The organism is Nonomuraea sp. NPDC003709, from assembly GCF_040610775.1.
Taxonomy (GTDB): Bacteria; Actinomycetota; Actinomycetes; order Streptosporangiales; family Streptosporangiaceae; genus Nonomuraea; species Nonomuraea angiospora_A.
Map to the genome: position 1 here is coordinate 832,453 of NZ_JBEXMW010000001.1, position 21,915 is coordinate 854,367.

The 21,915-nt window shown below is 69.8% G+C and carries 21 protein-coding genes; 11 read left to right on the top strand and 10 right to left on the bottom strand.

Annotated elements, in window-relative coordinates; translation table 11 throughout:
• Window positions 1-118 precede the first annotated feature (118 nt).
• Together icmF and tpx are read left to right on the top strand one after the other, a co-directional pair.
• The gene (icmF, locus tag ABZX61_RS04005; protein WP_355191332.1) at window positions 119-3,310 is read left to right on the top strand and encodes a fused isobutyryl-CoA mutase/GTPase IcmF; all 3,192 of its coding nucleotides are present in this window, start codon (window positions 119-121) and stop codon (window positions 3,308-3,310) included.
• Window positions 3,311-3,393: 83 nt separating this feature from the next.
• On the top strand, window positions 3,394-3,894 hold the full coding sequence (gene tpx, locus ABZX61_RS04010; RefSeq protein WP_350729912.1) for a thiol peroxidase: 501 nt from the start codon (window positions 3,394-3,396) through the stop codon (window positions 3,892-3,894).
• Between the two features lie 34 nt (window positions 3,895-3,928).
• Here tpx and ABZX61_RS04015 read toward each other — a convergent pair whose 3' ends face one another.
• Window positions 3,929-4,732, bottom strand: a complete 804-nt coding sequence (locus ABZX61_RS04015; RefSeq protein ID WP_355191334.1) for an SAM-dependent methyltransferase — start codon at window positions 4,730-4,732, stop codon at window positions 3,929-3,931.
• Between the two features lie 100 nt (window positions 4,733-4,832).
• Here ABZX61_RS04015 and ABZX61_RS04020 point away from each other — a divergent pair, with 100 nt between their 5' ends.
• Window positions 4,833-5,579 (top strand): helical backbone metal receptor, encoded by a 747-nt coding sequence (locus ABZX61_RS04020; protein ID WP_355191336.1) that lies wholly within the window; start codon window positions 4,833-4,835, stop codon window positions 5,577-5,579.
• Window positions 5,580-5,589: 10 nt separating this feature from the next.
• Here ABZX61_RS04020 and ABZX61_RS04025 read toward each other — a convergent pair whose 3' ends face one another.
• From ABZX61_RS04025 to ABZX61_RS04040, 4 genes are read right to left on the bottom strand one after another with little or no spacing between them, the layout of a single operon-like run.
• On the bottom strand, window positions 5,590-6,750 hold the full coding sequence (locus ABZX61_RS04025) for an ROK family transcriptional regulator (protein ID WP_355191338.1): 1,161 nt from the start codon (window positions 6,748-6,750) through the stop codon (window positions 5,590-5,592).
• A 3-nt stretch (window positions 6,751-6,753) separates the two neighbouring features.
• Entirely contained in the window at window positions 6,754-7,599 is an 846-nt protein-coding gene (locus tag ABZX61_RS04030) for a carbohydrate ABC transporter permease (RefSeq protein WP_355191340.1), read from the bottom strand.
• Window positions 7,586-8,494, bottom strand: a complete 909-nt coding sequence (locus ABZX61_RS04035) for a sugar ABC transporter permease (RefSeq protein ID WP_355191342.1) — start codon at window positions 8,492-8,494, stop codon at window positions 7,586-7,588. Before ABZX61_RS04035 ends, ABZX61_RS04030 begins: the two co-directional genes overlap by 14 nt.
• On the bottom strand, window positions 8,491-9,858 hold the full coding sequence (locus tag ABZX61_RS04040; protein ID WP_355191344.1) for an extracellular solute-binding protein: 1,368 nt from the start codon (window positions 9,856-9,858) through the stop codon (window positions 8,491-8,493). Before ABZX61_RS04040 ends, ABZX61_RS04035 begins: the two co-directional genes overlap by 4 nt.
• Before the next feature lie 377 nt (window positions 9,859-10,235).
• On the opposite strand from ABZX61_RS04040, the gene ABZX61_RS04045 reads away from it, so the two are divergent.
• Together ABZX61_RS04045 and ABZX61_RS04050 are read left to right on the top strand one after the other, a co-directional pair.
• Window positions 10,236-11,264 carry a zinc-binding alcohol dehydrogenase gene (locus ABZX61_RS04045; protein ID WP_350729925.1) on the top strand — a complete coding sequence of 343 codons (1,029 nt, stop codon included), beginning with the start codon at window positions 10,236-10,238 and terminating at the stop codon, window positions 11,262-11,264.
• A gap of 2 nt (window positions 11,265-11,266) precedes the next feature.
• Window positions 11,267-12,052: a sugar phosphate isomerase/epimerase family protein gene (locus tag ABZX61_RS04050; protein ID WP_350729927.1), complete on the top strand. Its 786-nt coding sequence runs from the start codon at window positions 11,267-11,269 to the stop codon at window positions 12,050-12,052.
• Between the two features lie 1,184 nt (window positions 12,053-13,236).
• Here the strand turns inward: ABZX61_RS04050 and ABZX61_RS04055 are convergent.
• Together ABZX61_RS04055 and ABZX61_RS04060 are read right to left on the bottom strand one after the other, a co-directional pair.
• Window positions 13,237-14,268, bottom strand: a complete 1,032-nt coding sequence (locus tag ABZX61_RS04055; protein WP_355191346.1) for a zinc-binding alcohol dehydrogenase — start codon at window positions 14,266-14,268, stop codon at window positions 13,237-13,239.
• 76 nt (window positions 14,269-14,344) lie between these two features.
• Window positions 14,345-15,229 (bottom strand): Gfo/Idh/MocA family oxidoreductase, encoded by an 885-nt coding sequence (locus tag ABZX61_RS04060; protein WP_355191466.1) that lies wholly within the window; start codon window positions 15,227-15,229, stop codon window positions 14,345-14,347.
• Here ABZX61_RS04060 and ABZX61_RS04065 point away from each other — a divergent pair.
• The 3 genes from ABZX61_RS04065 to ABZX61_RS04075 are packed head-to-tail and all read left to right on the top strand — an operon-like array spanning window position 15,176 to window position 17,478.
• A complete protein-coding gene (locus tag ABZX61_RS04065) occupies window positions 15,176-15,352 on the top strand; it encodes a hypothetical protein (RefSeq protein WP_355191473.1) in 177 nt (58 codons plus the stop codon). The two genes, ABZX61_RS04060 and ABZX61_RS04065, sit on opposite strands and share 54 nt — an antisense overlap.
• 42 nt (window positions 15,353-15,394) lie before the next feature.
• On the top strand, window positions 15,395-16,366 hold the full coding sequence (locus ABZX61_RS04070) for a glucosyl-3-phosphoglycerate synthase (RefSeq protein WP_350729931.1): 972 nt from the start codon (window positions 15,395-15,397) through the stop codon (window positions 16,364-16,366).
• A complete protein-coding gene (locus ABZX61_RS04075) occupies window positions 16,363-17,478 on the top strand; it encodes a glycosyltransferase (protein ID WP_350729933.1) in 1,116 nt (371 codons plus the stop codon). Before ABZX61_RS04070 ends, ABZX61_RS04075 begins: the two co-directional genes overlap by 4 nt.
• Window positions 17,479-17,571: 93 nt before the next feature.
• Here ABZX61_RS04075 and ABZX61_RS04080 read toward each other — a convergent pair whose 3' ends face one another.
• Window positions 17,572-18,366: a universal stress protein gene (locus tag ABZX61_RS04080; RefSeq protein WP_355191349.1), complete on the bottom strand. Its 795-nt coding sequence runs from the start codon at window positions 18,364-18,366 to the stop codon at window positions 17,572-17,574.
• Between the two features lie 78 nt (window positions 18,367-18,444).
• Between ABZX61_RS04080 and ABZX61_RS04085 the strand changes: the two genes are divergently transcribed.
• Together ABZX61_RS04085 and ABZX61_RS04090 are read left to right on the top strand one after the other, a co-directional pair.
• Window positions 18,445-18,747 (top strand): hypothetical protein, encoded by a 303-nt coding sequence (locus ABZX61_RS04085; protein ID WP_355191351.1) that lies wholly within the window; start codon window positions 18,445-18,447, stop codon window positions 18,745-18,747.
• Between the two features lie 92 nt (window positions 18,748-18,839).
• On the top strand, window positions 18,840-19,388 hold the full coding sequence (locus tag ABZX61_RS04090) for a phosphatase PAP2 family protein (protein ID WP_350729939.1): 549 nt from the start codon (window positions 18,840-18,842) through the stop codon (window positions 19,386-19,388).
• Here the strand turns inward: ABZX61_RS04090 and pip are convergent.
• Window positions 19,342-20,313: a prolyl aminopeptidase gene (pip, locus tag ABZX61_RS04095; protein WP_355191353.1), complete on the bottom strand. Its 972-nt coding sequence runs from the start codon at window positions 20,311-20,313 to the stop codon at window positions 19,342-19,344. The genes ABZX61_RS04090 and pip overlap by 47 nt on opposite strands.
• A gap of 44 nt (window positions 20,314-20,357) precedes the next feature.
• Here pip and ABZX61_RS04100 point away from each other — a divergent pair, with 44 nt between their 5' ends.
• Window positions 20,358-21,269 carry a threonine/serine dehydratase gene (locus ABZX61_RS04100; RefSeq protein ID WP_355191355.1) on the top strand — a complete coding sequence of 304 codons (912 nt, stop codon included), beginning with the start codon at window positions 20,358-20,360 and terminating at the stop codon, window positions 21,267-21,269.
• Here ABZX61_RS04100 and ABZX61_RS04105 read toward each other — a convergent pair.
• Window positions 21,266-21,841, bottom strand: a complete 576-nt coding sequence (locus tag ABZX61_RS04105) for a hypothetical protein (RefSeq protein ID WP_355191357.1) — start codon at window positions 21,839-21,841, stop codon at window positions 21,266-21,268. The two genes, ABZX61_RS04100 and ABZX61_RS04105, sit on opposite strands and share 4 nt — an antisense overlap.
• Between the last annotated feature and the right edge of the window lie 74 nt (window positions 21,842-21,915).

The following is a 21,915-nucleotide window of genomic DNA, read 5'->3' on the forward strand; positions in this document are numbered from 1 at the left end:
CACCCCCTCGGGCCCCCTACCCGGATGGCGGAAGGAAATAGTAGGACGTCCTAGTGTCTATTAGTAGGACGTCCTAGTATCTTCGGAAGGGAGAGCCCTCACGAAGGAGTGAACAGGCGTGCACGTCCCGGTACACCCAGTCCGTTTCGTGACCGCCGCGGCCTTGTTCGACGGCCATGACGCGGCGATCAACATCATGCGGCGCATCCTCCAGTCACAGGGGGCCGAGGTCATCCATCTCGGGCACAACCGCTCGGTGGACGAGATCGTCACGGCCGCCCTCCAGGAGGACGTCCAGGGCGTGGCGATCAGCTCGTACCAGGGCGGCCACGTGGAGTTCTTCACCTACCTCGTGGAGCTGCTGCGCGAGCGCGGGGCCGGGCACGTCAAGGTGTACGGCGGCGGCGGGGGAGTGATCGTCCCCGAGGAGATCGAGCTGCTGCACTCGCGCGGCGTCACCCGCATCTTCTCGCCCGAGGACGGCCAGCGGTACGGGCTGCCCGGGATGATCAACCGGCTCATCGAGGACTGCGACGTCGAGCTGGACGGCACCCCGTCGGTCGAGGCCGTGGTCTCGGGCGACCAGGCGGCGCTGGCCCGCGCGATCACGCTCATCGAGTCGGGCCGCGCCCCGGAGGGGTTGGTCGAGGGCCTGAAGGCCGCCGCGACGGACAAGCGCGTCCCCGTGCTCGGCATCACCGGTACGGGCGGCTCCGGCAAGTCCTCGCTCACCGACGAGCTGGTCCGCAGGTTCCGCGTGGACAACGACGACAAGCTGCGCATCGCGGTCATCGCCATCGACCCCACCCGCCGTCGCGGCGGCGGCGCGCTGCTCGGCGACCGCATCAGGATGAACAGCCTGAGCCCCCAGACCTACTTCCGCTCCCTGGCCACCAGGGGCGCCGCCAACGAGGTGCCCGCCTGCCTCGACGAGGTCATCACCGCCTGCCGGGCAGCGGGCCACGACCTGGTGATCGTGGAGACGCCCGGCATCGGCCAGGGCGACGCCGGGATCGTCCCCCACGTGGACGTGCCGATTTACGTGATGACGCCCGAGTTCGGGGCGGCCTCCCAGCTCGAGAAGATCGACATGCTGGACTTCGCCGAGGCCGTGGTGATCAACAAGTACGAGCGGCGCGGCGCGGAGGACGCCCTGCGCGACGTGCGCCGCCAGCTCGTACGCAACCGCGAGGCGTTCGGCGTCCGGCCGGAGGACATGCCGGTCTTCGGCACCATCGCGGCCCGCTACAACGACGCCGGGGTCACGGCCCTCTACCAGCACCTCAAGCCCCTCCTGCTGGGCGAGCCGGGGCCGGGGCTGCTGCCGATGGTGTCCGGGCGCACCTCGCAGGCGTCGGCCGCCATCGTGCCGCCGGCCCGGGTCCGCTACCTGGCCGACATCGCCGAGACCGTGCGCTCGTACCACGCCGAGACGCTCGCGCAGGCCGAGGTCGCCCGCCGCCGCCAGCAACTGGCCGCCGTGCGCTCCCTCCTGGAGGACTCCCGCCTGGAGGAGCTGGAGGCGCAGGCGGAGCGGGAGCTGAGCGAGGAGAGCCGGGCCCTGCTGGATGCCTGGCCCGCCGTCAAGGAGCGCTACACCGCCGACGAGCTGGTGGTGAAGGTGCGCGACCGCGAGATCCACACCCCGCTCTGGCGCGAGACCCTGTCCGGCAACCGGATCCCGCGCGTGGCCCTGCCGCGCTACAGCGACCACGGCGACCTGCTGAGGTTCCTGCGCGGCGAGAACCTGCCCGGATCGTTCCCCTTCACCGCCGGCGTGTTCCCGTTCAAGCGTGACGACGAGGACCCGACCAGGATGTTCGCCGGTGAGGGCGACCCGTTCCGCACCAACAGGCGCTTCAAGCTGCTGTCCGAGGGCCAGCCCGCGACGCGGCTGTCCACGGCGTTCGACTCGGTGACGCTCTACGGCCACGACCCGGACCTGCGGCCCGACATCTACGGCAAGGTCGGCACCTCGGGCGTCTCGATCGCGACGCTGGACGACATGAAGGTGCTCTATGACGGGTTCGACCTGGCGGCGCCGAACACGTCCGTGTCCATGACGATCAACGGCCCCGCGCCCACGATCCTGGCCTACTACCTCAACACCGCCGTCGACCAGGCTCTCGACCGCTTCCAGGCCGAGCAGGGGCGCCCGCCGTCGGCCGAGGAGGCCGCCGCCCTGCGCGCCCGTACGCTGGCCACGGTCAGGGGCACCGTGCAGGCCGACATCCTCAAGGAGGACCAGGGCCAGAACACCTGCATCTTCTCCACCGAGTTCTCGCTGCGGATGATGGCCGACATCCAGGAGTGGTTCATCAAGAACGGCGTGCGCAACTTCTACTCGGTCTCGATCTCCGGCTACCACATCGCCGAGGCCGGGGCCAACCCGATCAGCCAGCTCGCCTTCACGCTGGCCAACGGCTTCACGTACGTGGAGGCGTACCTGGCCAGGGGCATGAAGATCGACGACTTCGCCCCTAACCTGTCGTTCTTCTTCTCCAACGGCATGGACCCCGAGTACAGCGTGCTCGGGCGGGTGGCCCGCCGCATCTGGGCGGTGGCCATGCGGGAGCGCTACGGCGCCGGGGACCGGTCGCAGAAGCTGAAGTACCACATCCAGACCTCGGGCCGGTCGCTGCACGCCCAGGAGATGAACTTCAACGACATCCGCACCACCCTCCAGGCCCTGATCGCCGTCTACGACAACTGCAACAGCCTGCACACCAACGCCTTCGACGAGGCGGTGACCACCCCGTCGGCCGACTCGGTGCGCAGGGCCATGGCCATCCAGCTCATCATCAACCGCGAGTGGGGCCTGGCCAGGAACGAGAACCCGCTGCAGGGCTCGTTCATCGTCGAGGAGCTGACGGACCTGGTGGAGGAGGCCGTGCTCGCCGAGTTCGAGCGGCTGTCCGACCGGGGCGGCGTGCTGGGCGCGATGGAGACCGGCTACCAGCGCGGCAAGATCCAGGACGAGTCCATGCTGTACGAGATGCGCAAGCACGACGGCTCGCTGCCGATCGTCGGGGTGAACACGTTCCGCAACGGCACGGACGAGCCGCCGGCGCACAAGCTGGAGCTGGCCAGGGGCACCGAGGACGAGAAGCGCTCGCAGCTCGACCGGCTGCGCGCCTTCCACGAGCGCAACCGCTCGGAGGCCCCGGCGCAGCTCGCCCGGCTGCGCGAGGTGGCGATGTCGGACGCGAACGCGTTCGAGGTGCTGATGGACGCGGCCCGCGTCTGCTCGCTCGGCCAGATCACGGAGGCGCTGTTCGAGGCGGGCGGCCAGTACCGCCGCAACGTCTGACCACGTGCGTGGGTGATGAGGGGGCGCGGGAGCCGCGCGGATAGGATCACGGGTCGGGGAACATCGCTATCCAGGAGGCTTTCATGTCCGACGTCACTTTCAAGGGCACGCCCGTCGCCGTGGGCGGCACCTTCCCGAAGCCCGGCGACAGCGCGCCCGCGTTCAAGCTGGTGGGCGGCGACCTGGCCGAGCACTCGCTGGAGGAGTACGGCCAGAAGACCAAGGTGCTCAACATCTTCCCGAGCCTCGACACCGGCGTCTGCGCGGCCTCGGTGCGGCGCTTCAACGAGGTGGCCGCCGAGCACCCCGAGGTGGCCGTGCTCTGCATCTCCGCCGACCTGCCCTTCGCGCAGAAGCGGTTCTGCGGCGCCGAGGGGCTCGACAACGTGGTCACGCTCTCGCTCATGCGGGGCCGTGAGTTCCTGACCGACTACGGCGTGGCGCAGGAGTCGGGGCCGCTGGCGGGGCTGACCGCGCGCGCGGTGGTCGTGCTCGACGGTGACAACCAGGTGGTCTACTCCGAGCTGGTGCCGGAGATCACCCAGGAGCCCGACTACGACGCCGCGCTGACGGCGCTCAAGTAAGTGAGCCGGGGGTCCACGACGTGGACCCCCGATCTCAGTTCCTCCTGGCCACGCCGCACAGGATCAGCGACGACTCGGGTCCGTCGACGAAGTCGATCATGTCGGCCTGGTCGGGACGCCACTCCGGCAGCCACACGAGACCCGGGTCGACCAGCTCGAACCCCTCGAACAGCGCCGCGATCCGCGTCCGGCTCCTGAACGTGAGCGGAGCGTTGGTGCCCCGGTAGGCCTGGGTGATCGCCTCCACGGCCGCGGCCCGGGCGTCGCCGGTGCAGTGGGACATGACCAGACAGCTGCCGGGGGCCATGGCGTCACGCAGGCTCGCCACGATCTCCCGTGGGTGGTCGGAGTCGGCGATGTAGTGCATGGTCGCCGTCAGCAGCACGCCGACCGGGCGGCTGAAGTCGATCGCCGCCATCACCTCGGGATTGCGCAGGATGCCCTCGGGCTTGCGCAGGTCACCCTCCACCGCCGTCGTGTCACCCTGCCCGGCCAGCAGCGCCCTGGCGTGCACCAGCACCACCGGATCCCGGTCCACGTAGACCACCCTGGCCCCCGGGGTGATCTTCCTGGCGACCTCGTGCACGTTGTCCTGGCCGGGCAGTCCGGTGCCGATGTCCAGGAACTGCGTGATGCCGGACTCGGCGAGGTACCGAACGGCGCGCCCCAGGAACGCGCGATTCGCCCGGACCGCCGCCCGTAACTCCGGAGCCGCCTCGAGCAGCTTCTCCGCCGCCGCCCGATCGGCAGGGAAGTGGTCCTTGCCACCCAGGAGGTAGTCGTAGAGCCGGGCGACGTTGGGAGTGTGCGGATCGAAGGCTGGCGACTCTCGTTCCAACCGTCATTCCCCCGATCAAGAGTTAACGATCTTCGACCTGGATTCTACGGATCTATACCGACATTCACTGCCGAATACCCGTCGGATCTAGGCTGATGTTGTGGACGACACCGGCGTACCCGTGAAGATTCCCGCCACCGTGCGGCGGATCGTGTCCCTGGTGCCGTCGCTGACCGAGTCGGTGGCGGCGACCGTGCCGGAGGCGCTGATCGGGGCGACCGACTGGTGCTCGCACCCGGCCGACCTGGACGTGACCAGGGTCAGGGGCACCAAGAACCCCGACCTCGACGCGATCAGGAAGCTCCGGCCCGACGTGGTCCTCGCCAACGCCGAGGAGAACCGCGCGCCCGACATCGAGGCTCTGCGCGCATCGGGCATCGCGGTCTGGGTGACGAAGATCGAGACGCTGGATCAGGCTTTCGTGTCGCTGGAGCGCATGTTCCGGGAGGCGTGCCGTACCGGCCGTCCCGGGTGGCTGGACGCGGCGGAGCAGGCGTGGCGCGCGCCCGCGGAAGGGGCGCGGCGCACGGCCGTCGTCCCGATCTGGCGGCGGCCGTGGATGGTGGTGGGGCGCGACACGTTCACCGGAGACGTGCTCAGGCGCCTCGGCGTGGACAACCTCTACGCCGGTCACGAGGAGCGTTACCCCAAGATCCCGCTGTCCGAGCTGGTCGGGCGGCGGCCCGGCCTGGTGGTGCTGCCGGACGAGCCGTACGCGTTCTCGGAGACGGACGGGCCCGAGTGCTTCCCCGGGCTCGCCTGCGCGCTGGTCAGCGGGCGGTTGCTCACCTGGTACGGCCCCTCGCTCGTGGAGGCGCCCGCCCTGCTGCGGAGCGCCCTCGCCTGATCGGGCGGGCTCAGCGCACCCGTACGCGTCCGGTGATGCCCAGGGCGGCGTCCACGGAGGCGGCGGAGAGCACGTGCTCCATGACGATCACCGCCATCCCCACGATCCCGGCCCGGTCCTCGAGCGAGGTGGGGACGATCTCCAGGTGCCTGGTCGTGTACGGCAGGCTGTGCCGATAGACGACCTCCCTGATCCCCGTCAGATAGTGCTCCCTGGTCTCCGCCATGTCCCCGGCCAGCACCAGCACGCCCGGATTGAGCAGGCTGACCGCGGTGGCCAGCACGAGGCCCAGCGTGCGCCCCGCCTCCTGGGTGCGGGCGATGGCCGCCGGATCGCCCGCCTGCACGAGGCGTACGACGTCGCGGCTGGAGCCCTGGCCCAGGTCGGTGGCCAGGGCGTGGCCGCTGGCCAGCGAGGCCACGCAGCCGCGCGAGCCGCACGTGCAGACCCGGTCGTCGTGCTCGTTCAGCCGCACGTGCCCGATGTTCCCGGCGGCCTCCTCGACGCCCCGGTAGATCTGCCCGTCGATCACGATCCCGGTGCCGATCCCGGTCGACACCTTGATGAGGATGAGCGAGTCCGTGTCGCGCCACGACGACCACCACTCGCCCAGCGCCATCGCGTTGGCGTCGTTCTCGACCAGGACGGGCACGTCGTAGGTCTCGCCGATCGCCTCGCCCACCGGATAGCCGTCCCACCCGGGCATCAGGAACGACCTGATCATCCGCCCGGTGGTGTGGTCCACGGAGCCGGGCAGGTCGAGCCCGATGCCGCACACGTCGCTCGCCGGCCGCCCGGCCCGGTCGAGCAGCCGCTGGAACGCCTCCCGCACCCACGACAGGACCGCCTCCGGGCCGAGCTCGATGCGCATCTCGGTGCGCTCCTCGGTCAGGGTGTTGGCGGCCAGGTCGGTGAGCGCCACGCCGGCGTGCGAGGCGCCCAGGTCGGCCACCAGCATCAGGCGCCGGCCGGCGTCCACGTCGAGCACCGAGGGCGGTCGCCCGCCCCCGGAGGCCGCGACGCCGGACTCGTGGATGTATCCGGCGTCGATGAGCCGGTCGACCCGGTCGGTGATCGTCGACCGGGACAGGCCGGTGTACTCGATCAGTTCCTTGCGCGTACGGCAGGTGCCATGGCGGATGAGCTGGAGGATCTGCCCTGCCGTCAGCATGGTCTATCCCTTCTCTGCTCCTGCCGTGAGGCCCTCCGTCAGCAGTCGCTCACTGGCGAAGAACACGATCACGATGGGCAGCGTGAGCACCACCGAACCTGCCATCAGGACCGTCGTGGGGATCTCTATGCTCCCCGCCAGCTGCGAGAGGCCCAGGGACACCGTCCAGCTCTCCCGCTTCTCCACGAGGAAGAGCAGGGCGAACAGGAACTCGTTCCACGCGATCATGAACGCGTAGAGACCAGTCGCCATCAGCGCGGGCTTGGACAGCGGCAGCACCACGCGCCAGATGGTCGAAAGCCTCGTGCACCCGTCGATCGCGGCCGCTTCCTCCACGCTTTGCGGCACGGTCTCGAAGTAGTTGCGGAGCATGTATACCGTGACGGGCACGGTTTGCGCGATATACACGAGGATCAGTCCGAAAAGCGATCCGCGCAGCCCCAGCATCGTGAAGAGCACGAAGAGGGGGATGGCCAGCACGATCGCCGGAAACAGGTACACCGCCAGGAAGAGGAAGTGCACCTGCCGCCGCCCGAAGAAGCGCAGCCGCGCGACCGCGTACGCGCCCGGGATCGAGATCAGCAGCGTGACCGCCACCGAGGCGAGCGCGACGATCGCGCTGTTCCTCAGGAAGCTCAGGAAGCCCTGCCGGGTCAGCACGTCCACGTACGTGTCCAGGGTGAAGCCGCGCGGCCAGAGCGAGCCCGGCTCCAGGATCAGCTCCTGGATGTCGCGTACGGACAGCATCACCATGTAGAGGAACGGGAACGCGGTCATCAGGAAGAGCACCGCGATGACCAGCGGTTTCAGCACCCGGAAGAGGCCCCGCTCGAACCTATCTCTGCTCACCTTCACCCCCGCCGAAGAACCGCAGGTAGACGGCCAGGAACGCGACCAGGAAGACCGCCAGCACGATCGCCTGCGCGGCCGAGGCGCCGATGTCGTCGCGGGCGGTCAGGAAGTTGTAGACCCGCACGCTGACCACCTCGGTCCCGGCTCCGCCGCCGGTCAGCAGGTAGACGTCGTCGAACTTGGTGAACGTGAACACGAACCGCAGCACCGACAGCAGCGCGATGATCCGCCAGAGCTGCGGCATGATCACGTATCGGAACCGCTGGGTCGGCGTGGCCCCGTCCACGACCGCGGCCTCGTCCAGCTCCGCGGGCAGCGCCTGCAGCCTGGCCAGGATGAACAGGAACGCGAACGGGAAGTACCGCCACGCCTCGAACGCGATCACCGTGAACAGCGCCACCGGCACCCGCACACCCAGGAGCTCGCCCCTGGCCTGGGTGAGGAACGCGATCGGCTCGTGGAGCCAGGTGTTGACGATGCCGTACTGGGGGTTGAGCATCGTCTCCCACAGGAACGCCACGGCCACGACCGGCGCCACGTACGGGATCAGGATGGAGGCCCTGACCAGGGTCCGCCCCCTGAACCTGTCGCGCAGCGCCAGCGCCGCCACCAGCCCGATCGCGATCGACAGCGCGGTGCCCGCGACGGTGTAGACGAGCGTGTTGACCAGGGACGACCAGAAGCCGGGCTCGGAGACCACGTACGAGAAGTTCTCCAGCGTGTAGTGGCCGAAGACGCCGGCCCGGCGGATGTTGATCAGCCGGACGTCCTGGAACGCCAGCATGATCGCCCACAGCAGTGGCAGCACCACCACGACCAGCGTGATGACGAGCGTCGGCGAGATGAGCGCCAGCCCGGCCTTCCCCTCCTGCTGCCGCAGCGTGCGGGTCACTGGCGGATCCCGCGCTTGATCGTCTCCACGTCGGTCTTGGCCTGGGCGGCGGCGGCCTGCGGGGTCAGGGAGCCGTCCACGACCGCGCTGAGCGCCTTGGGCACGGGCAGTTCGCCCATGGTGGCGCCGATCAGCTTGCCCTGCCCCTGCGGGATCCCCCAGCGGGCGAAGGTGTCCGGGCTCTTGCGCAGGGCGTCCAGCACATCGGCCGGGTAGATGTCGGCCAGCGGCTTCTTGGAGTCGACCCCGGCGGGCAGCTTGTTCCACTTGTCCTCGAAGCCCTTGCGGGTCGGGAACTTGCCCTCGGGCGCCATGCCGATCCAGCGCTCGTAGCCCTCGTTCATCATGTAGGCGACGAACTTCGCCGCGGGGTCCTTGGCGGCGTCACGGGTGACCGCCCACGAGACGATCTCGCCGTACTGCGCGGGCGCGCTCCCGTCGGGCCCCTTCAGCGCCGTGACCACGCCGGTGTTCTTGGCCAGCCACTCGGGGTCGGCGCGGCACTCCTGGCAGCTCGGCAGCGCGTCCTTACGGAGCCCGGCCAGCTCGTCGAGGATGAACGACGACCAGATCGTCATGGCCGCCTTGCCGGAGAAGTAGGTGGCCCGGGTGGAGTCGACGTCCTGCTTGCCCTTGACCGAGTAGTCCTTGGCGAGCTTGCCGTAGAACGCGAACGCCTTCACGCACTGCGGCGAATCAAGGGTGACATTTCCGGAATTGTCGACGAGCTGGCACCCGTTCGCGAGCGCGACGTGCTCGAAGCTCTGCGCGGTGAACGAGTCCTTCGGCGCGATCGCCAGCGTGATGCCCGCGACCCCTCCCGTGTTGAGCTTCGCGGCCGCCGCCTCCAGCCGCTCGTACGTGTCGGGCGGCTGCAGCCCGGCCTTGTCGAACAGGTCCTTGCGGTAGAGGATCAGCTGCGCCCACCCGTCGCTCGGCACCGCGAGCAGCTTCCCGCCCGAGCTGTCGAGCTCCAGGGCCCGCGGCGAGAAGGAGTCCCGGCCGAGCTGGTCGACGACCTTGCCGGGGGTCTCGGTGTCGAGCAGGTCGTTGGCCTCCAGCTCGCGCACCGCCGCCAGCGGCAGCGCGCCGATCACGTCCGGCAGGTCGCCGGCCGCGGCGGCGGCCGTCACGGCCTGGCTGAACTGGTCCTCGGCCATGGCGACCAGCTTGACCTGGATCCCGGTCCTCTTGGTGAAGTCGGCGGCGATCTGGTTCTGTACGGCCATCCGGTCGTTGAGGTTCTCTTCGGTCCAGACGGTGATCTGGTTGCCGGCGGACGACTCGCCACCGTCGCCGCACGCCGCCAGCGAGGCGGCGGCCAGCAGCGCGACGGAGAGGACGGCGGTTACCTTCTTCGGCATGGCACGCTCCTCCGATTCGGGGATATGCCGCCCTTACCCTCGCCATGACCTCGGCAACGTTCGGTAGTCGATAACGAGACCGGTCTGTACTCACTCCGTGCCTACACGGCCATAATTGGATCTTTGTCGCAAAAGATCTACTTTGGGGTATTTCGGTCATCCGGAGGTCACCGCACTAGCTAGAAAGCCCAGGTGTGCGGCCTGGCAGGCGATGTCGGTAAGGTCACTTTCCGGAAGACACGCTGGCAGAAACCCCAATTTCACCAGCCGCCCCCGGCGGAAGTCGTAGACTTAAGAGTGTTACGAGCGCAACTATCGTATGCAAACAAGTACTAAAGCTTTGACTTTTGTTTGATCATTAAGCGTAAGTGTGGAGAATGCGCGTCATCACGTTCGAGCAGCCAGGCCGTGTCCGCGTCAGCCTGGAATCGCCAGCCGACCTGGCGCCGGGATCCGTACGAGTCCGTACGATCTACTCCGGCGTTTCGGCAGGCACGGAGCTCACCGCCTATCGCGGCACAAATCCATATCTCAACCGTCATTGGGACACCGAGCGCCGCCTCTTCGTCGACGGCCAGACGCACGCGTACCCGCTGACCGGCTGGGGCTACCAGGAGGTCGGCGAGGTCGTCGAGGCCGCGCCCGACGTCGCCGACCCGCCGGTGGGCAGCATCGTGTGGGGCATCTGGGGCCACCGCGCGGAGGCCGTCGTGCCGGCGGAGAAGCTGGTGGGGCATGTGATGCCGCCCGGCGCCGACCCGCTGACCGGCGTGTTCGCCCGGGTCGGGGCCATCGCGCTCAACGCGGTGCACGCCTCCGACGTGCACCTCGGCGACCAGATCGCGATCTTCGGGCAGGGCGTCATCGGGCTGCTCGCCACCCGCCTGGCCGTGCTGAGCGGCGCCCGGGTGGTCGCGGCCGACGCCATCCCCGACCGGCTGGAGCTGGCCAGGAGGTTCGGCGCGGCCGAGGTGTTCGACGTGCGCTCCGGGTCGGTGGCCGAGTTCATGCGCAAGCGCGTCGAGGGCGCCGACACCGTCATCGAGCTGAGCGGCACCCACCAGGGCCTGCACGAGGCCATCAGGACCGTGCGCAAGGGCGGCAGGGTCGTGGCCGCCGGCTTCTACCAGGGCGACGGCGTCGGGCTGCGGCTGGGCGAGGAGTTCCACCACAACCAGGTCCAGCTCGTCTCCTCCCAGATCGGCGGCGTGGCCTCGTGGCTGGCGCACCGGTGGGACGTCGAGCGGCTGCAGCGCACGTTCATGGCGCTCGTGCACGAGGGCCAGGTCGAGGTCGGCGACCTGATCAGCCACGTGGTCCCCGTCGAGAGGGCCGAGGAGGCCTTCGACCTGATCGACAAGCACCAGTCCGAGGTGCTCCAGCTCGTCTTCACCTTCGAGGAGTGACAGTGAAGCTCGCCGTACAGGAGCAGCTTCTGCCCGGCCGCACGCTGCAGGAGAAGTTCGCGTTCGCGCTCGATGCCGGGTTCGACGCCATCGAGCTGCGCGGCAAGGGCGATTTCCACTTCGCGGGCCGCCTGACGGAGCTCAAGCGGGCGCGGGCCGACGGCGTCGTCATGCCGACGGTGTGCGTGGACATGCCGCACTTCATCGGCGACTTCGACCCGGCCAAGCGCAAGGACGCCATCCAGCAGCTCAGGTCGCAGCTCACGGTGATCGCCGAGCTGGGCGGCATCGGCGTCATGACGCCCGCCTCCTGGGGGCAGTTCTCGCTCCGCCTGCCGCCGTTCGAGCCGCCGCGCAGCGCGGCGGAGGACCGCGAGGTGCTGACCGAGGCGCTGGGCGTCCTGGGCGAGCACGCGCAGCGCAACGGCGTGCTGATCATGCTCGAACCTCTCAACCGGTACGAGAACCACATGGTCAACACCCTGGCCGAGGCCGTCTCCTACTGCTCGATGGACTCGATCAGGATCGTCGGCGACACGTACCACATGAACATCGAGGAGGACGACCCCTGCCGCTCGCTGGTCGAGGCCGCCCCCTACCTCGCGCACATGCAGATCAGCGAGTCCAACCGCAACCAGCCGGGCACCGGTCACATCGACTGGGGCGCGCAGCTGGCCACGCTCGACGCCGTCGGCTACGACGGCTACCTCGCCCTGGAATGCCGCCTGCGGGGCGAACCCGAGATCGTCCTCCCCCAGACCGCGGCCTTCGTCAGGAAATACCTATGACCCTTCGCGACGCCGTGCGCGTCCTGGTGACCAACTGGGACGGCAGCTACACGGTCCCCTCCCGGCGCCTGTACCCGCACCAGTGGAGCTGGGACTCCGCCTTCATCGCGATCGGCAACGCCCAGTGGTCGCCGCGAAGGGCCAGGATCGAGCTGCTCTCCCTGTTCGGCGCGCAGTGGCGCGACGGCAGGGTGCCGCACATCGTCTTCAACCCCGCGGTGCCCGAAGGGGCCTACTTCCCCGGGCCCGAGTTCTGGCAGGCGCACGCACCGTCGGGCTCCGCGACCTCCGGCATCGTCCAGCCGCCGGTCCACGCGCTGGCCGCGTGGAAGACGCACCTGGCCGAGCCCGACCCGGCGTTCCTGCGCCGGATCTACCCCCGGCTCGTGGCCCAGCAGGAGTTCCTGCGCGCGGCCAGGCGCTCCCCTGAGGGGCTGATCTCGATCGTGCACCCCTGGGAGTCGGGCATGGACAACAGCCCGGCCTGGGACCTGCCGCTGCGGGCCGTACGGCCCGACACCGTGGGCTTCGTCCGCCGGGACCTCGCCACGGTCAGCGCCGACGAGCGGCCCACCGACCGCGACTACGAGCGCTACGTCTCGCTCGCCCGCGCCTACCGCGACTCCGCCTACCGCAGTCCGGGGGAGTTCCAGGTCGAGTGCCCCCTGTTCAACGCCGCGTACGGCGTCGCCGAGTCGACGCTGGCCCGGATCGCGGAGGTGTGCGGCCTCGACCCCGAGCCGCACGAGCGCGAGGCGGCCGCCATCACCGACGCCATGGTCGAGCACCTCTTCGACGGCGGCCTCTTCCAGGCCCGCGACGTGCGCACGGGCCGGCTGCTCCACTCCGCCAGCACCGCCGGGCTGACCCCGCTCATGCTCCCGCACCTGCCGGACGAGGTCGCCGAGGCGCTGATCGGCACCACGCTCGACCGGTTCGCTTTCAAGGACGGGGCGCTGCCCAGCTACTCTCCCGCGGCGCTCGAGTTCGACCCGGCCCGCTACTGGCGCGGCCCGAGCTGGGTCAACCTCACCTGGCTCGTCTGGCAGGGGCTCAAGGACCGCCGCCCCGACCTCGGCGCCCTGGTCGCCGAAGGGATGGTCAACGCGGTCGCGCGATCGGGCTTCCGCGAGTACTTCGACCCCATCAGCCTGCACGGCCACGGCAGCCACGACTTCAGCTGGTCAGCCGCCCTCCTCCTCGACGTGGTCGCTGAGCACGGCCTGGATGGTCTGCCGGCGTCTGGCCGCGAGGTCGGACAGGAACTGGGGAGCCTCGGCGAACCCGACGACATCGGTGATCACGTGCTCGCGTAGCCGCCCTCCGTACCGCCTGAGCAGGGCGATCGTCTCGTGCGAGAGCCGCTCCCTGTCCCAGGAGTGCGCCAGGCCGCGCGGCACCCGGCCGATCTGGGCGCAGCGCAGCGTCAGCCCGTTGTGGTGGAACTCCTCGCCCAGCCGCACCTCCTGCGCGCCCTGGGTGTAGAAGGCGAGGTCCACCAGCGTGCCCTGAGGGCGGAGCATCCTGAGCCCGAGGGCCAGCGCCCTGGTCTGGCCGCGGCACTGGAACACCACGTCGGCGCCCCGGTCGTCGCGGCCGTGCCGCCAGCGGCGCTTCAGGTCCACGGCGGGATCCTCGTCGGCATCCACGTCGGCGGCAAGGACGTTCGCGCCGAGCGCCGCGGCGATCGCCAGCCTGGCCGGGGTCTCGTCCACGACCACGACCTCGGCCGCGTCGCAGGCCATGGCGAAGCACGCCGTCAGCAGCCCCACCACGCCCGCTCCCACGACCGCGACCCGCCGCCCGCGCACGCCGTCACCGAGCCGTTGCACGGCCGGGCCGTGCAGGTCGTGCGCGGCGTGCAGGAGGCCGTTGGCGCAGATCGGGCCCATGTGGGCGACGTAGACGCCGAGCATGGGGTCGAGGTCGTCCGGCAGCTCCACGAACCGGTCGGCCATCGGGTCCGCCACGTACGCCGTGCGATGTCCGTAACACATCGCGACCAGCGCACCCTCGCTCACGGCCCGTGTACGCGTCTCGACCACCAGACCGACCTGCATGTAGCCGATGCCGCGCACCGGGTAGGCGATCGACGGCGTGCCCTCGGCAAACAGCCCGAGCGCCGGGTCCCAGGTCGAGGACAGGTACGGGTTGGTGCCCTTGACGTAGGTCAGCTCGGTCCCGGCCGAGACCCCGCTGTGGGTGGTGGCCAGCATGAACCCACCCTGGGGAATTCCGAGCAACTCCTCCTCCACCAGGCGAACTTCCCCCGGTGCCTCAATACTCAGGACACTACCCATCCAGCACCACCGGCCTCCGTTCCGCCGCGGACTGTGCGAGGGCCAGCGCCAGGCGGTGCGTCCGCAGCGCCTCCCCGTACGGTACGCGTACGTCGGCGTCCTTACCCTGCACCGCGTTGATGAACTCCCGGTCCACGCGCGTCTTCGCCTGGCCGTCGTCCTCGATCACCCGTCTGCCGTCCACCAGCAGCCGCGTCTCGCTGAGCTCCAGCGCGAGGCCGTCGGCGCACACCTCCAGCCCCACCCGGTGCTTCTGGGTGAGCAGGCAGGAGGTGGCCAGCAGCCCGGCCGCGCCGTCGGCGAAGCGCAGGACCGCCGCCGTGGCCCGGTCCACCTCGCCGTCGCTGTGGTTGGCGGCGGGGACGGCGTGCACCATCGACACCTCGCCCACCAGGACCCTGGCGAGGTCGAGCACGTGGACGGCCTGCTCGACGATCTGGCCGCCGGACATGTTCGGATTCAGCCACCAGGCGACCGGCGGCACCTTGTCCAGCCAGTGGCCCAGGGCGAGCCGTACGGGGCGCTCCGCGAGCAGGTCACGGGCGTGTTCGATGATGTCGAGATAACGCCAGTGATGGCCGACCGCGGTCGGCAGCGATCTCCGTTCGATTTCGGACGCGATGTTTTCTGCGGTTTGGAGGTTGAGCGAAAGGGGTTTTTCCACAAAAAACGGTAGATTACACGCCAGAACATCATGTTCGGGGGTGCCGTGCGCGAAAGGAGGCACACAGACGTAAACAGCATCGAGACCGCCGGCGCTGAGTAGGTCGGCATGGTCACCATAGGCGGGGGCGCCGTGCTGGGAGGCCAAAGCCTCGGCCCTGTGGAGATCAATGTCGGCGATTCCCGCGATCGAGACATCTGGGAAGCCGGACAGTACATCTGCGTGGCGAGCGGCGACATTTCCGGCACCGATGATGCCGACGCGGGTCATTGGGGACACATTCCGGCATATGCCACATCTGATCGCCATCAAACAAAGAGGTTCAAAGGCGCATAGATCGGGCAGAAGTCGTGACCTCGTGAGATCGGGGCTTACTGCATGGAGAGAAACCTGCGAGCCTTGGCCAGAATCCAGGAATGGTACGGTCCGCACTCGAGCACGGCAGCCGAGTGGCCGGTCGACGCCTTGATGCTGGCCAAGGGATCCACCACGGTAAGTGTCATCCTGCCTGCTCGTGACGAAGAGCGCACAGTGGGTGACATCGTCCGTGTGATCCGCCGCGACCTCGTCGAACGGGTTCCGCTCGTCGACGAGATCCTCGTCGTCGACTCCAACTCGATCGACGCCACCGCCGAACGCGCCCGCGAGGCGGGCGCCCGCGTGGTGGCGCAGAACCAGGTGCTCTCCCACCTGCCGCCCTTGACGGGCAAGGGGGAGGCGCTGTGGAAGGGGCTGGCCGCCTCAAGGGGCGACATCGTCGTGTTCGTGGACGCCGATCTGCTCAACTTCGGCGCCCACTTCGTGTCCGGCCTGGTGGGGCCGCTGCTGGTGGACAGTGACATCAGCTTCGTCAAGGCGACCTACGAACGTCCGTTCACGGGCGAGGACGGCGTGGTTCGCCGCGCTGCGGGTGGCCGGGTGACCGAGCTGGTCGCCCGACCCTTGATCAATATGTTCTGGCCGGAGCTGGCCGGGTTCGCCCAGCCGCTCGGCGGAGAGTACGCGGCCAGGCGCGAGGTCCTGGAGCAGGTGCCCTTCGTCACCGAGTACGGGGTGGAGTTCGGCCTCCTCGTCGACCTGCTCCAGCTCGTCGGCCTGGACGCGATGGCCCAGGTGGACCTGGGCAGCCGTACGCACACGCACCAGTCGATGAGCGCGCTCGGCCGGATGGCCGGGCAGATCATGCTCACCGCCTGGTCCCGCCTGGAGCGCCAGGGGCGCGTACTGGCGGCTCAGCGCCCCGCGCACACGATGCTGCAGTTCGGGATCGACGGGGCGGACCTGGTGGACGTGGCCGTGGCGGAGCGACCTCCGCTCGCCTCCCTCGTACAAGAGGAGGATGTGGCATGAAAGTCCTGGTCAACGCGGGGCCGTGGCTCGCGGTCCCGCCCCCCGGCTACGGCGGGATCGAGAACGTCGTGGCCACGCTGGTGCCCGCGCTGCGCGAGCGCGGCGTGGAGGTCGTCCTGGCCTCCGTCGGGTCCAGCACGCTCGAGGTGGACGAGCTGATCAGCGTGTACGACGACGGCCAGTTCACCGAGTTGCAGAAGCCGTACAACCAGGTCATGGGCATCGCGCACGCCCACCAGGCCAGGGTGGCGGCCGAGCTGCGCGCCCGCGGCGACATCGACCTCGTCCACGACCACGTCGAGGTGGTCGGGCCGGCGGTCCTGTCGGCGTTCGGCGGGCCTCCCGTCCTGCACACCCTGCACTGGGACCTGCGCAAGCATCCCGCGTTCTACGGCGCGTTCCCGCCGTCGATCGCGGTCAACGGCGTCTCGGAGTCGCAGCTCGCCCGCGCCCCCGACGCCCTGCGGGCGGCCTCGCTCGGGGCCGTCTACCTGGCCAGCCCGCTCGCCGACCGCGACCTGCGGGTCGATCGGGGCGAGTACATGCTGGTCATGGGCCGGATCTGCGGGCTCAAGGGCCAGCACGTGGCGGCCAGGATCTGCCAGAAGCTGGGGCTCCCGCTGATCCTGGCGGGGCCGGTCAGCGGCCGGAACACCCCCGCCGAGCTGGACGACGTGGTCCAGAACCCGTACCACCCCCTGCACAGCCATCCCGACGTCCGCTACCACCTCGACCAGGTGTCCCAGTACCTCGACGGGGAGCTGGTCAGGTGGGTCGGCGCCGTGGGCGGCGAGGCCAGGGACCAGCTCTACGCGAAGGCCAGGGCCGCGCTCTTCCCCATCCAGTGGGACGAGCCCGGCGGCACGGCCGTCGTCGAGGCACTCGCGCTCGGGGTGCCGCCGGTCGGGCTGCGCCGCGGCTGCCTGCCCGAGATCATCGACCACGGCCGCACCGGCTTCCTGGCCGACTCCGAGGCGGAGCTGGCGGAGTGGGTGCTGCGGGTGGACGAGATCGACCCGGAGGAGTGCCGCAGAGAGGCCCGCCGCCGGTTCTCGCCGTCCGTCATGGCGGAGCGCTACCTGGAGCTGTACGAGGCCGCCACGGCCCGCTGACCTCGTGCCGCGCTGAAGAGGCGCCCGAGCCGGTTGGAGAGCCGGCTCGGGCGCCTCGGCGCGCCAGTGTCGGTCGCGGTGTCAGTCGCGGTGTCAGGCGAAGCCGCGGGGGAGCACGATGACCGGGCAGGGCGCGGCCCGCAGCGCCTTCATGGCCAGCTCGCCCAGGAACACCCGGTGCGGCTGCGCGTCCTCGCTGGCCGCGCAGATCAGCAGCTCGCCCGGCAGCCACTCCACGTCCGCCAGCGCGGCGGTCACGTCGTGGCCCTCGGCCACCTCCGACTCCGCCTCGATGCCGGTGGTCTCCCAGGCCAGCCGCACGGCCAGCGCGAGGTCGTCCCTGAGCTTGCCCGGATCCTCCGTGCGCAGGTCGAGGGTGATCAGCCGGAGCGGGATGCCCAGCCGCAGCGCCGCCTGCGCCATCCGTTCCACCGCCTCGTCGCACTGCGGCCGGTGCACGTACGCCAGCGTCAGGCGCTCGGGCCCGTCGTCCGGGACGTACCGGGCGGGCACCAGCATGACCGCCTCGGACGACAGGTGGAGCAGGTGGTTGGAGGTGGCGCCGATGGTGATGCGGCCGTGCCGGCCGCCGTCGGCCGAGCCGACCACGATCAGGTCGGCCCTGATGCGGCTGGCCAGCACCGACAGCCCGCGTCCGGTGCCCCTGCTCTCGTACGTGAGGTAGCCGGCGGGGATCGGACCGAGCTCCTCCGCGGCGTGCGCCAGGTTGGCCTGCGCCTCCACCGCCAGCCCCGGGCTGCCCGGCGGGTAGATCGTGGCGACCGTGAGCTCGCCGCCGGTGACCCGGGTGATCGCGGCGGCCTGGGCCAGGGCGTCGCGCCCGCCCGGGTCGTTCGTGTAGCCGACGATCACGTGCTCTCCGATCACGAGAGCCCTCCTACCCGCTCTGAGCTGGGAATACGCGGCCTTGATCGGAACGTTGTAAACCATCGGAAGGGCAAAGAAGTGAAGATCACCCTCGACATCAGTTTCAACGGGACCCTCGGTCCGGTCACTCTCCGTGAAGCGGTTCAACAGCTCAAAGAGCGGGATCTGGCCTGCACGGTGGCAGCAGACACCGTGGAGCAGAAAGTGACCATCTTCTCCGCCTGCGTCGAGCGCGGGTTCACGCCGCTCCGCAGCGAGATCATGGCCGCCTACTACGTCGCCGAGCGGGACGCCACCTCCGAGGCGTTCGACCGGGGACTCATCACCAGGACCGAACTGGAGATGCAGCACGCCGCCCTCGCGCGCAAACTTCTTTCTTAGGACATTTCCCGACTTTCGGCCTTATGGTCGAGGCGTTTGACCGCGGGAGTTCGTAAGGTCGTGTCCATTGCCCATTCACGGATTGGACACACGTGTACCGCGACATCGTCGACTTCGCCCTGACCACGCCCGGGTGGCTGCACACCCTCGCCGAAGTCGGGACGGATGCCGGGTTATTCCTGTTCGTGGCGCTGTACGCGGCGGCCGCGTTCCGGGCGTGGCGGGCTCCGGCCCGCGACCTGGCACTGGTGATCGCGGGTCCGGCCGGCGTGGTGTTCGCGTACGTGGTGAGCGAGGTCGTCAAGACCGTCATCAGGGAGGACCGGCCGTGCCGGGGCGGGGTCACGACGATCTCCGCCTGCCCGCCCTCGGGCGACTGGTCCTTCCCCAGCAACCACTCGGTGATCGCGGCCGGGGCCGCCGCCACCCTCGTGCTCGCCTGGCGGGCGCTCGCGTGGGTGGTGCTGCCGCTGGCCGCGGTCATGGCCTTCTCCCGCGTCTTCGTGGGCGTGCACTATCCGCACGACGTGGCCGCGGGGTTCCTGCTCGGCCTGGCGCTGGCGCCGCTGTTCGCGCTGCTGTCGGTGGGGGCCGTCACCCCCGCAGTGCGACTTGCGAGAACCCGTCTGTCGCCTCAATGAGCCGGTCCAGGATGCCCGGCTCGCTGAAGGCGTGCCCGGCGTCGTGGATCATGTGGAAGTCGGCCTCGGGCCAGGCCTTGTGCAGGTCCCAGGCGGTGGCCGCGGGCGTGCAGGCGTCGTAACGGCCCTGCACGATCACGGCGGGGATGTGCCGGATCTTGTCGACGTCCCTGATGAGCTGCTCGGGCTCGAACCAGCCGCTGTGGTAGAAGTAGTGGTTCTCGATGCGGGCGAAGCAGACGGCCAGCTTGTCCTCGCCGAACGACGCGACGAGCTCGGGGTCGGGCAGCAGCGTGATCGCGCCCGCCTCCCACTGCGCCCACGCCTTGGCCGCCGCCAGCCTGGCCTCCCCGTCCTGCCCTTCGAGCCGCCTGCGGAAGGCGGCCATGAGATCGCCGTGCTCCTCGGCGGGGATGGGCGCGAGGAACGACTCCCACCGGTCGGGGAACAGGTAGGAGGCGCCGTCCTGGTAGAACCAGTGCAGCTCGTGGGGCCGCAGCGTGAAGATCCCCCGCAGGATCAGCTCGGTCGTGCGGTCGGGGTGGCGCTGCGCGTACGCCAGGGCCAGCGCGCTGCCCCACGAGCCGCCGAAGACCTGCCACCTGTCGATGCCGAGGTGCTCGCGCAGCTTCTCCATGTCGGCCACGAGGTGCCAGGTGGTGTTGGCGGCGAGGTCGGTGGCGGGGTCGCTGGCGTGGGGCAGGCTACGGCCGCAGTTGCGCTGGTCGAACAGGACGATCCGGTAGCGCTCCGGGTCCCACTGGCGCCGGTGCTTGGCCGAGCACCCGCCGCCGGGGCCGCCGTGCAGCATGACAGCGGGCTTTCCCTCGGGATTGCCGCAGACCTCCCAGTAGATCTGGTTGCCGTCTCCCACGTCGAGCAGGCCAGACTCGTAGGGTTCGATGGGCGGGTACAGCGTTCTCATAGTCTCCGATCCTGCCTCATCCCGGCGGCCCGTAGGGTGATCGCATGGAGCTGGTGACGATCGACGACATTCGGACGGCGGCCGGGCGGATCAAGGGAGTGGCAGTGCGGACGCCGCTCGTGCGGATGGGCGAGGCGTGGGTGAAGCCCGAGAGCCTGCAGCCCGTAGGGGCGTTCAAGCTCCGGGGCGCGTACAACGCCGTGGCCTCGCTGCGGCCCGACGGTGTGGTCACGCACTCGTCCGGCAACCACGGGCAGGCCCTCGCCTTCGCGGCCAGGGAGTTCGGGGTGCCGTGCGTGGTCGTCGTGCCCGAGGGGACGCCCCGGGTGAAGACGGCGGCCATCGAAGGGTGGGGTGCCGAGGTCGTCGTCGTGCCGCCCGAGCAGCGGGAGGTCGTGGCCGAGAAGCTGGCGGCGGAGCGGGGGCTGACGCTGGTGCCGCCCTACGACCACCGGGCGGTGATCGCGGGGCAGGGCACCGTCGGGCTGGAGATCGTCGAGGATCTGCCCGACGTCGAGGTGGTGCTGGTGCCGGTGGGCGGCGGAGGGCTCGCGTCCGGGGTCGGCACGGCCGTCAAGGCGCTGCGGCCCGACGTCCGGGTGATCGGGGTCGAGCCGGAGCTGGCCGCCGACGCCGCCGAGAGCCTGGCCGCGGGCCACCCCGTGGAGTGGGGGACGGCCCGGACGTTCCGGACCGTCGCCGACGGGCTGCGTACGGCGCTGTCCGAGTTGACCTTCGCGCACATCAGCCGCCGGGTCGACGAGATCGTCACCGTGTCGGAGGACGAGATCAAGGCCGCCATGGGGCACCTGGCGCGCTCGGCCCGGCTGGTGGCCGAGCCGAGCGGGGCGGTCACCACGGCGGCGCTGCTGTCCGGCCGGGTCGCGACCGGGCGCACGGTGGTCGTGCTGTCCGGGGGGAACGTGGACCCCGAGCTGTTCAGGCAGGTGATCTAGGAGGCCCACTCGTGGCGCGTCAGGAACGAGCGGTCGCCCGTGGCGTACTCGTTGAAGGCGGTCTGCACCTCCGCCAGCTCCGGCACCATGGTCCGGATGAGCGTGCCCTCCTTGTACTCCAGCTCGTAGCCGGGTGACACCTGCAAGAAGTGCCGCCCGAAGTTGACCAGGGCCACGAACGGGTTCTGCGCCGTCAGCGTGGCGAGGACGTCGTGGATCAGGCCGAGGTCCGGGTCGTGGACGAGCATGCCGTCGCCCGTGTGGAGCTGCATGCCCTCGTAGACCCCCAGAGGCGCCACGTTGTGCACCAGGTCGCGCTGAGGGTCGTAGCAGACCAGCCCGTGCGCCCGCGCGATCGTGAACACCTGCGCGGACATCTCGTCCATCGTGTCCAGGTCCATCGTCACCAGCACATGGCCCGGGTAGATCGTGACCTCCCCGGGCATCTCCTTGGCGACGTCGGGTGCCTCCCCGGTCCCAGGGGAGTCCCGCTTGACCGCCAGATAGGTGGCGCGGGCCTGGTCCCTGCTGATGGGCACCGGCTCGTCCCACACCATCAACTCAACGCTCATCGGTCCATCTTGACGGACAAGCACCGTACTCGCGCGACACGGCACCCATGTACCGGAAAGCCGTGCCGGACAAA

What these genes read in the sequence shown, in the direction of transcription:
- tpx (WP_350729912.1), top strand. Translation starts at nt 3,394, where the DNA reads ATGTCCGACGTCACTTTCAAGGGCACGCCCGTCGCCGTGGGCGGCACC.
- ABZX61_RS04025 (WP_355191338.1), bottom strand. Translation starts at nt 6,750, where the DNA reads ATGCTGACGGCAGGGCAGATCCTCCAGCTCATCCGCCATGGCACCTGC.
- ABZX61_RS04040 (WP_355191344.1), bottom strand. Translation starts at nt 9,858, where the DNA reads ATGCCGAAGAAGGTAACCGCCGTCCTCTCCGTCGCGCTGCTGGCCGCC.
- ABZX61_RS04045 (WP_350729925.1), top strand. Translation starts at nt 10,236, where the DNA reads ATGCGCGTCATCACGTTCGAGCAGCCAGGCCGTGTCCGCGTCAGCCTG.
- ABZX61_RS04055 (WP_355191346.1), bottom strand. Translation starts at nt 14,268, where the DNA reads ATGCTGGCCACCACCCACAGCGGGGTCTCGGCCGGGACCGAGCTGACC.
- ABZX61_RS04070 (WP_350729931.1), top strand. Translation starts at nt 15,395, where the DNA reads ATGGAGAGAAACCTGCGAGCCTTGGCCAGAATCCAGGAATGGTACGGT.
- ABZX61_RS04075 (WP_350729933.1), top strand. Translation starts at nt 16,363, where the DNA reads ATGAAAGTCCTGGTCAACGCGGGGCCGTGGCTCGCGGTCCCGCCCCCC.
- pip (WP_355191353.1), bottom strand. Translation starts at nt 20,313, where the DNA reads ATGAGAACGCTGTACCCGCCCATCGAACCCTACGAGTCTGGCCTGCTC.
- ABZX61_RS04100 (WP_355191355.1), top strand. Translation starts at nt 20,358, where the DNA reads ATGGAGCTGGTGACGATCGACGACATTCGGACGGCGGCCGGGCGGATC.
- ABZX61_RS04105 (WP_355191357.1), bottom strand. Translation starts at nt 21,841, where the DNA reads ATGAGCGTTGAGTTGATGGTGTGGGACGAGCCGGTGCCCATCAGCAGG.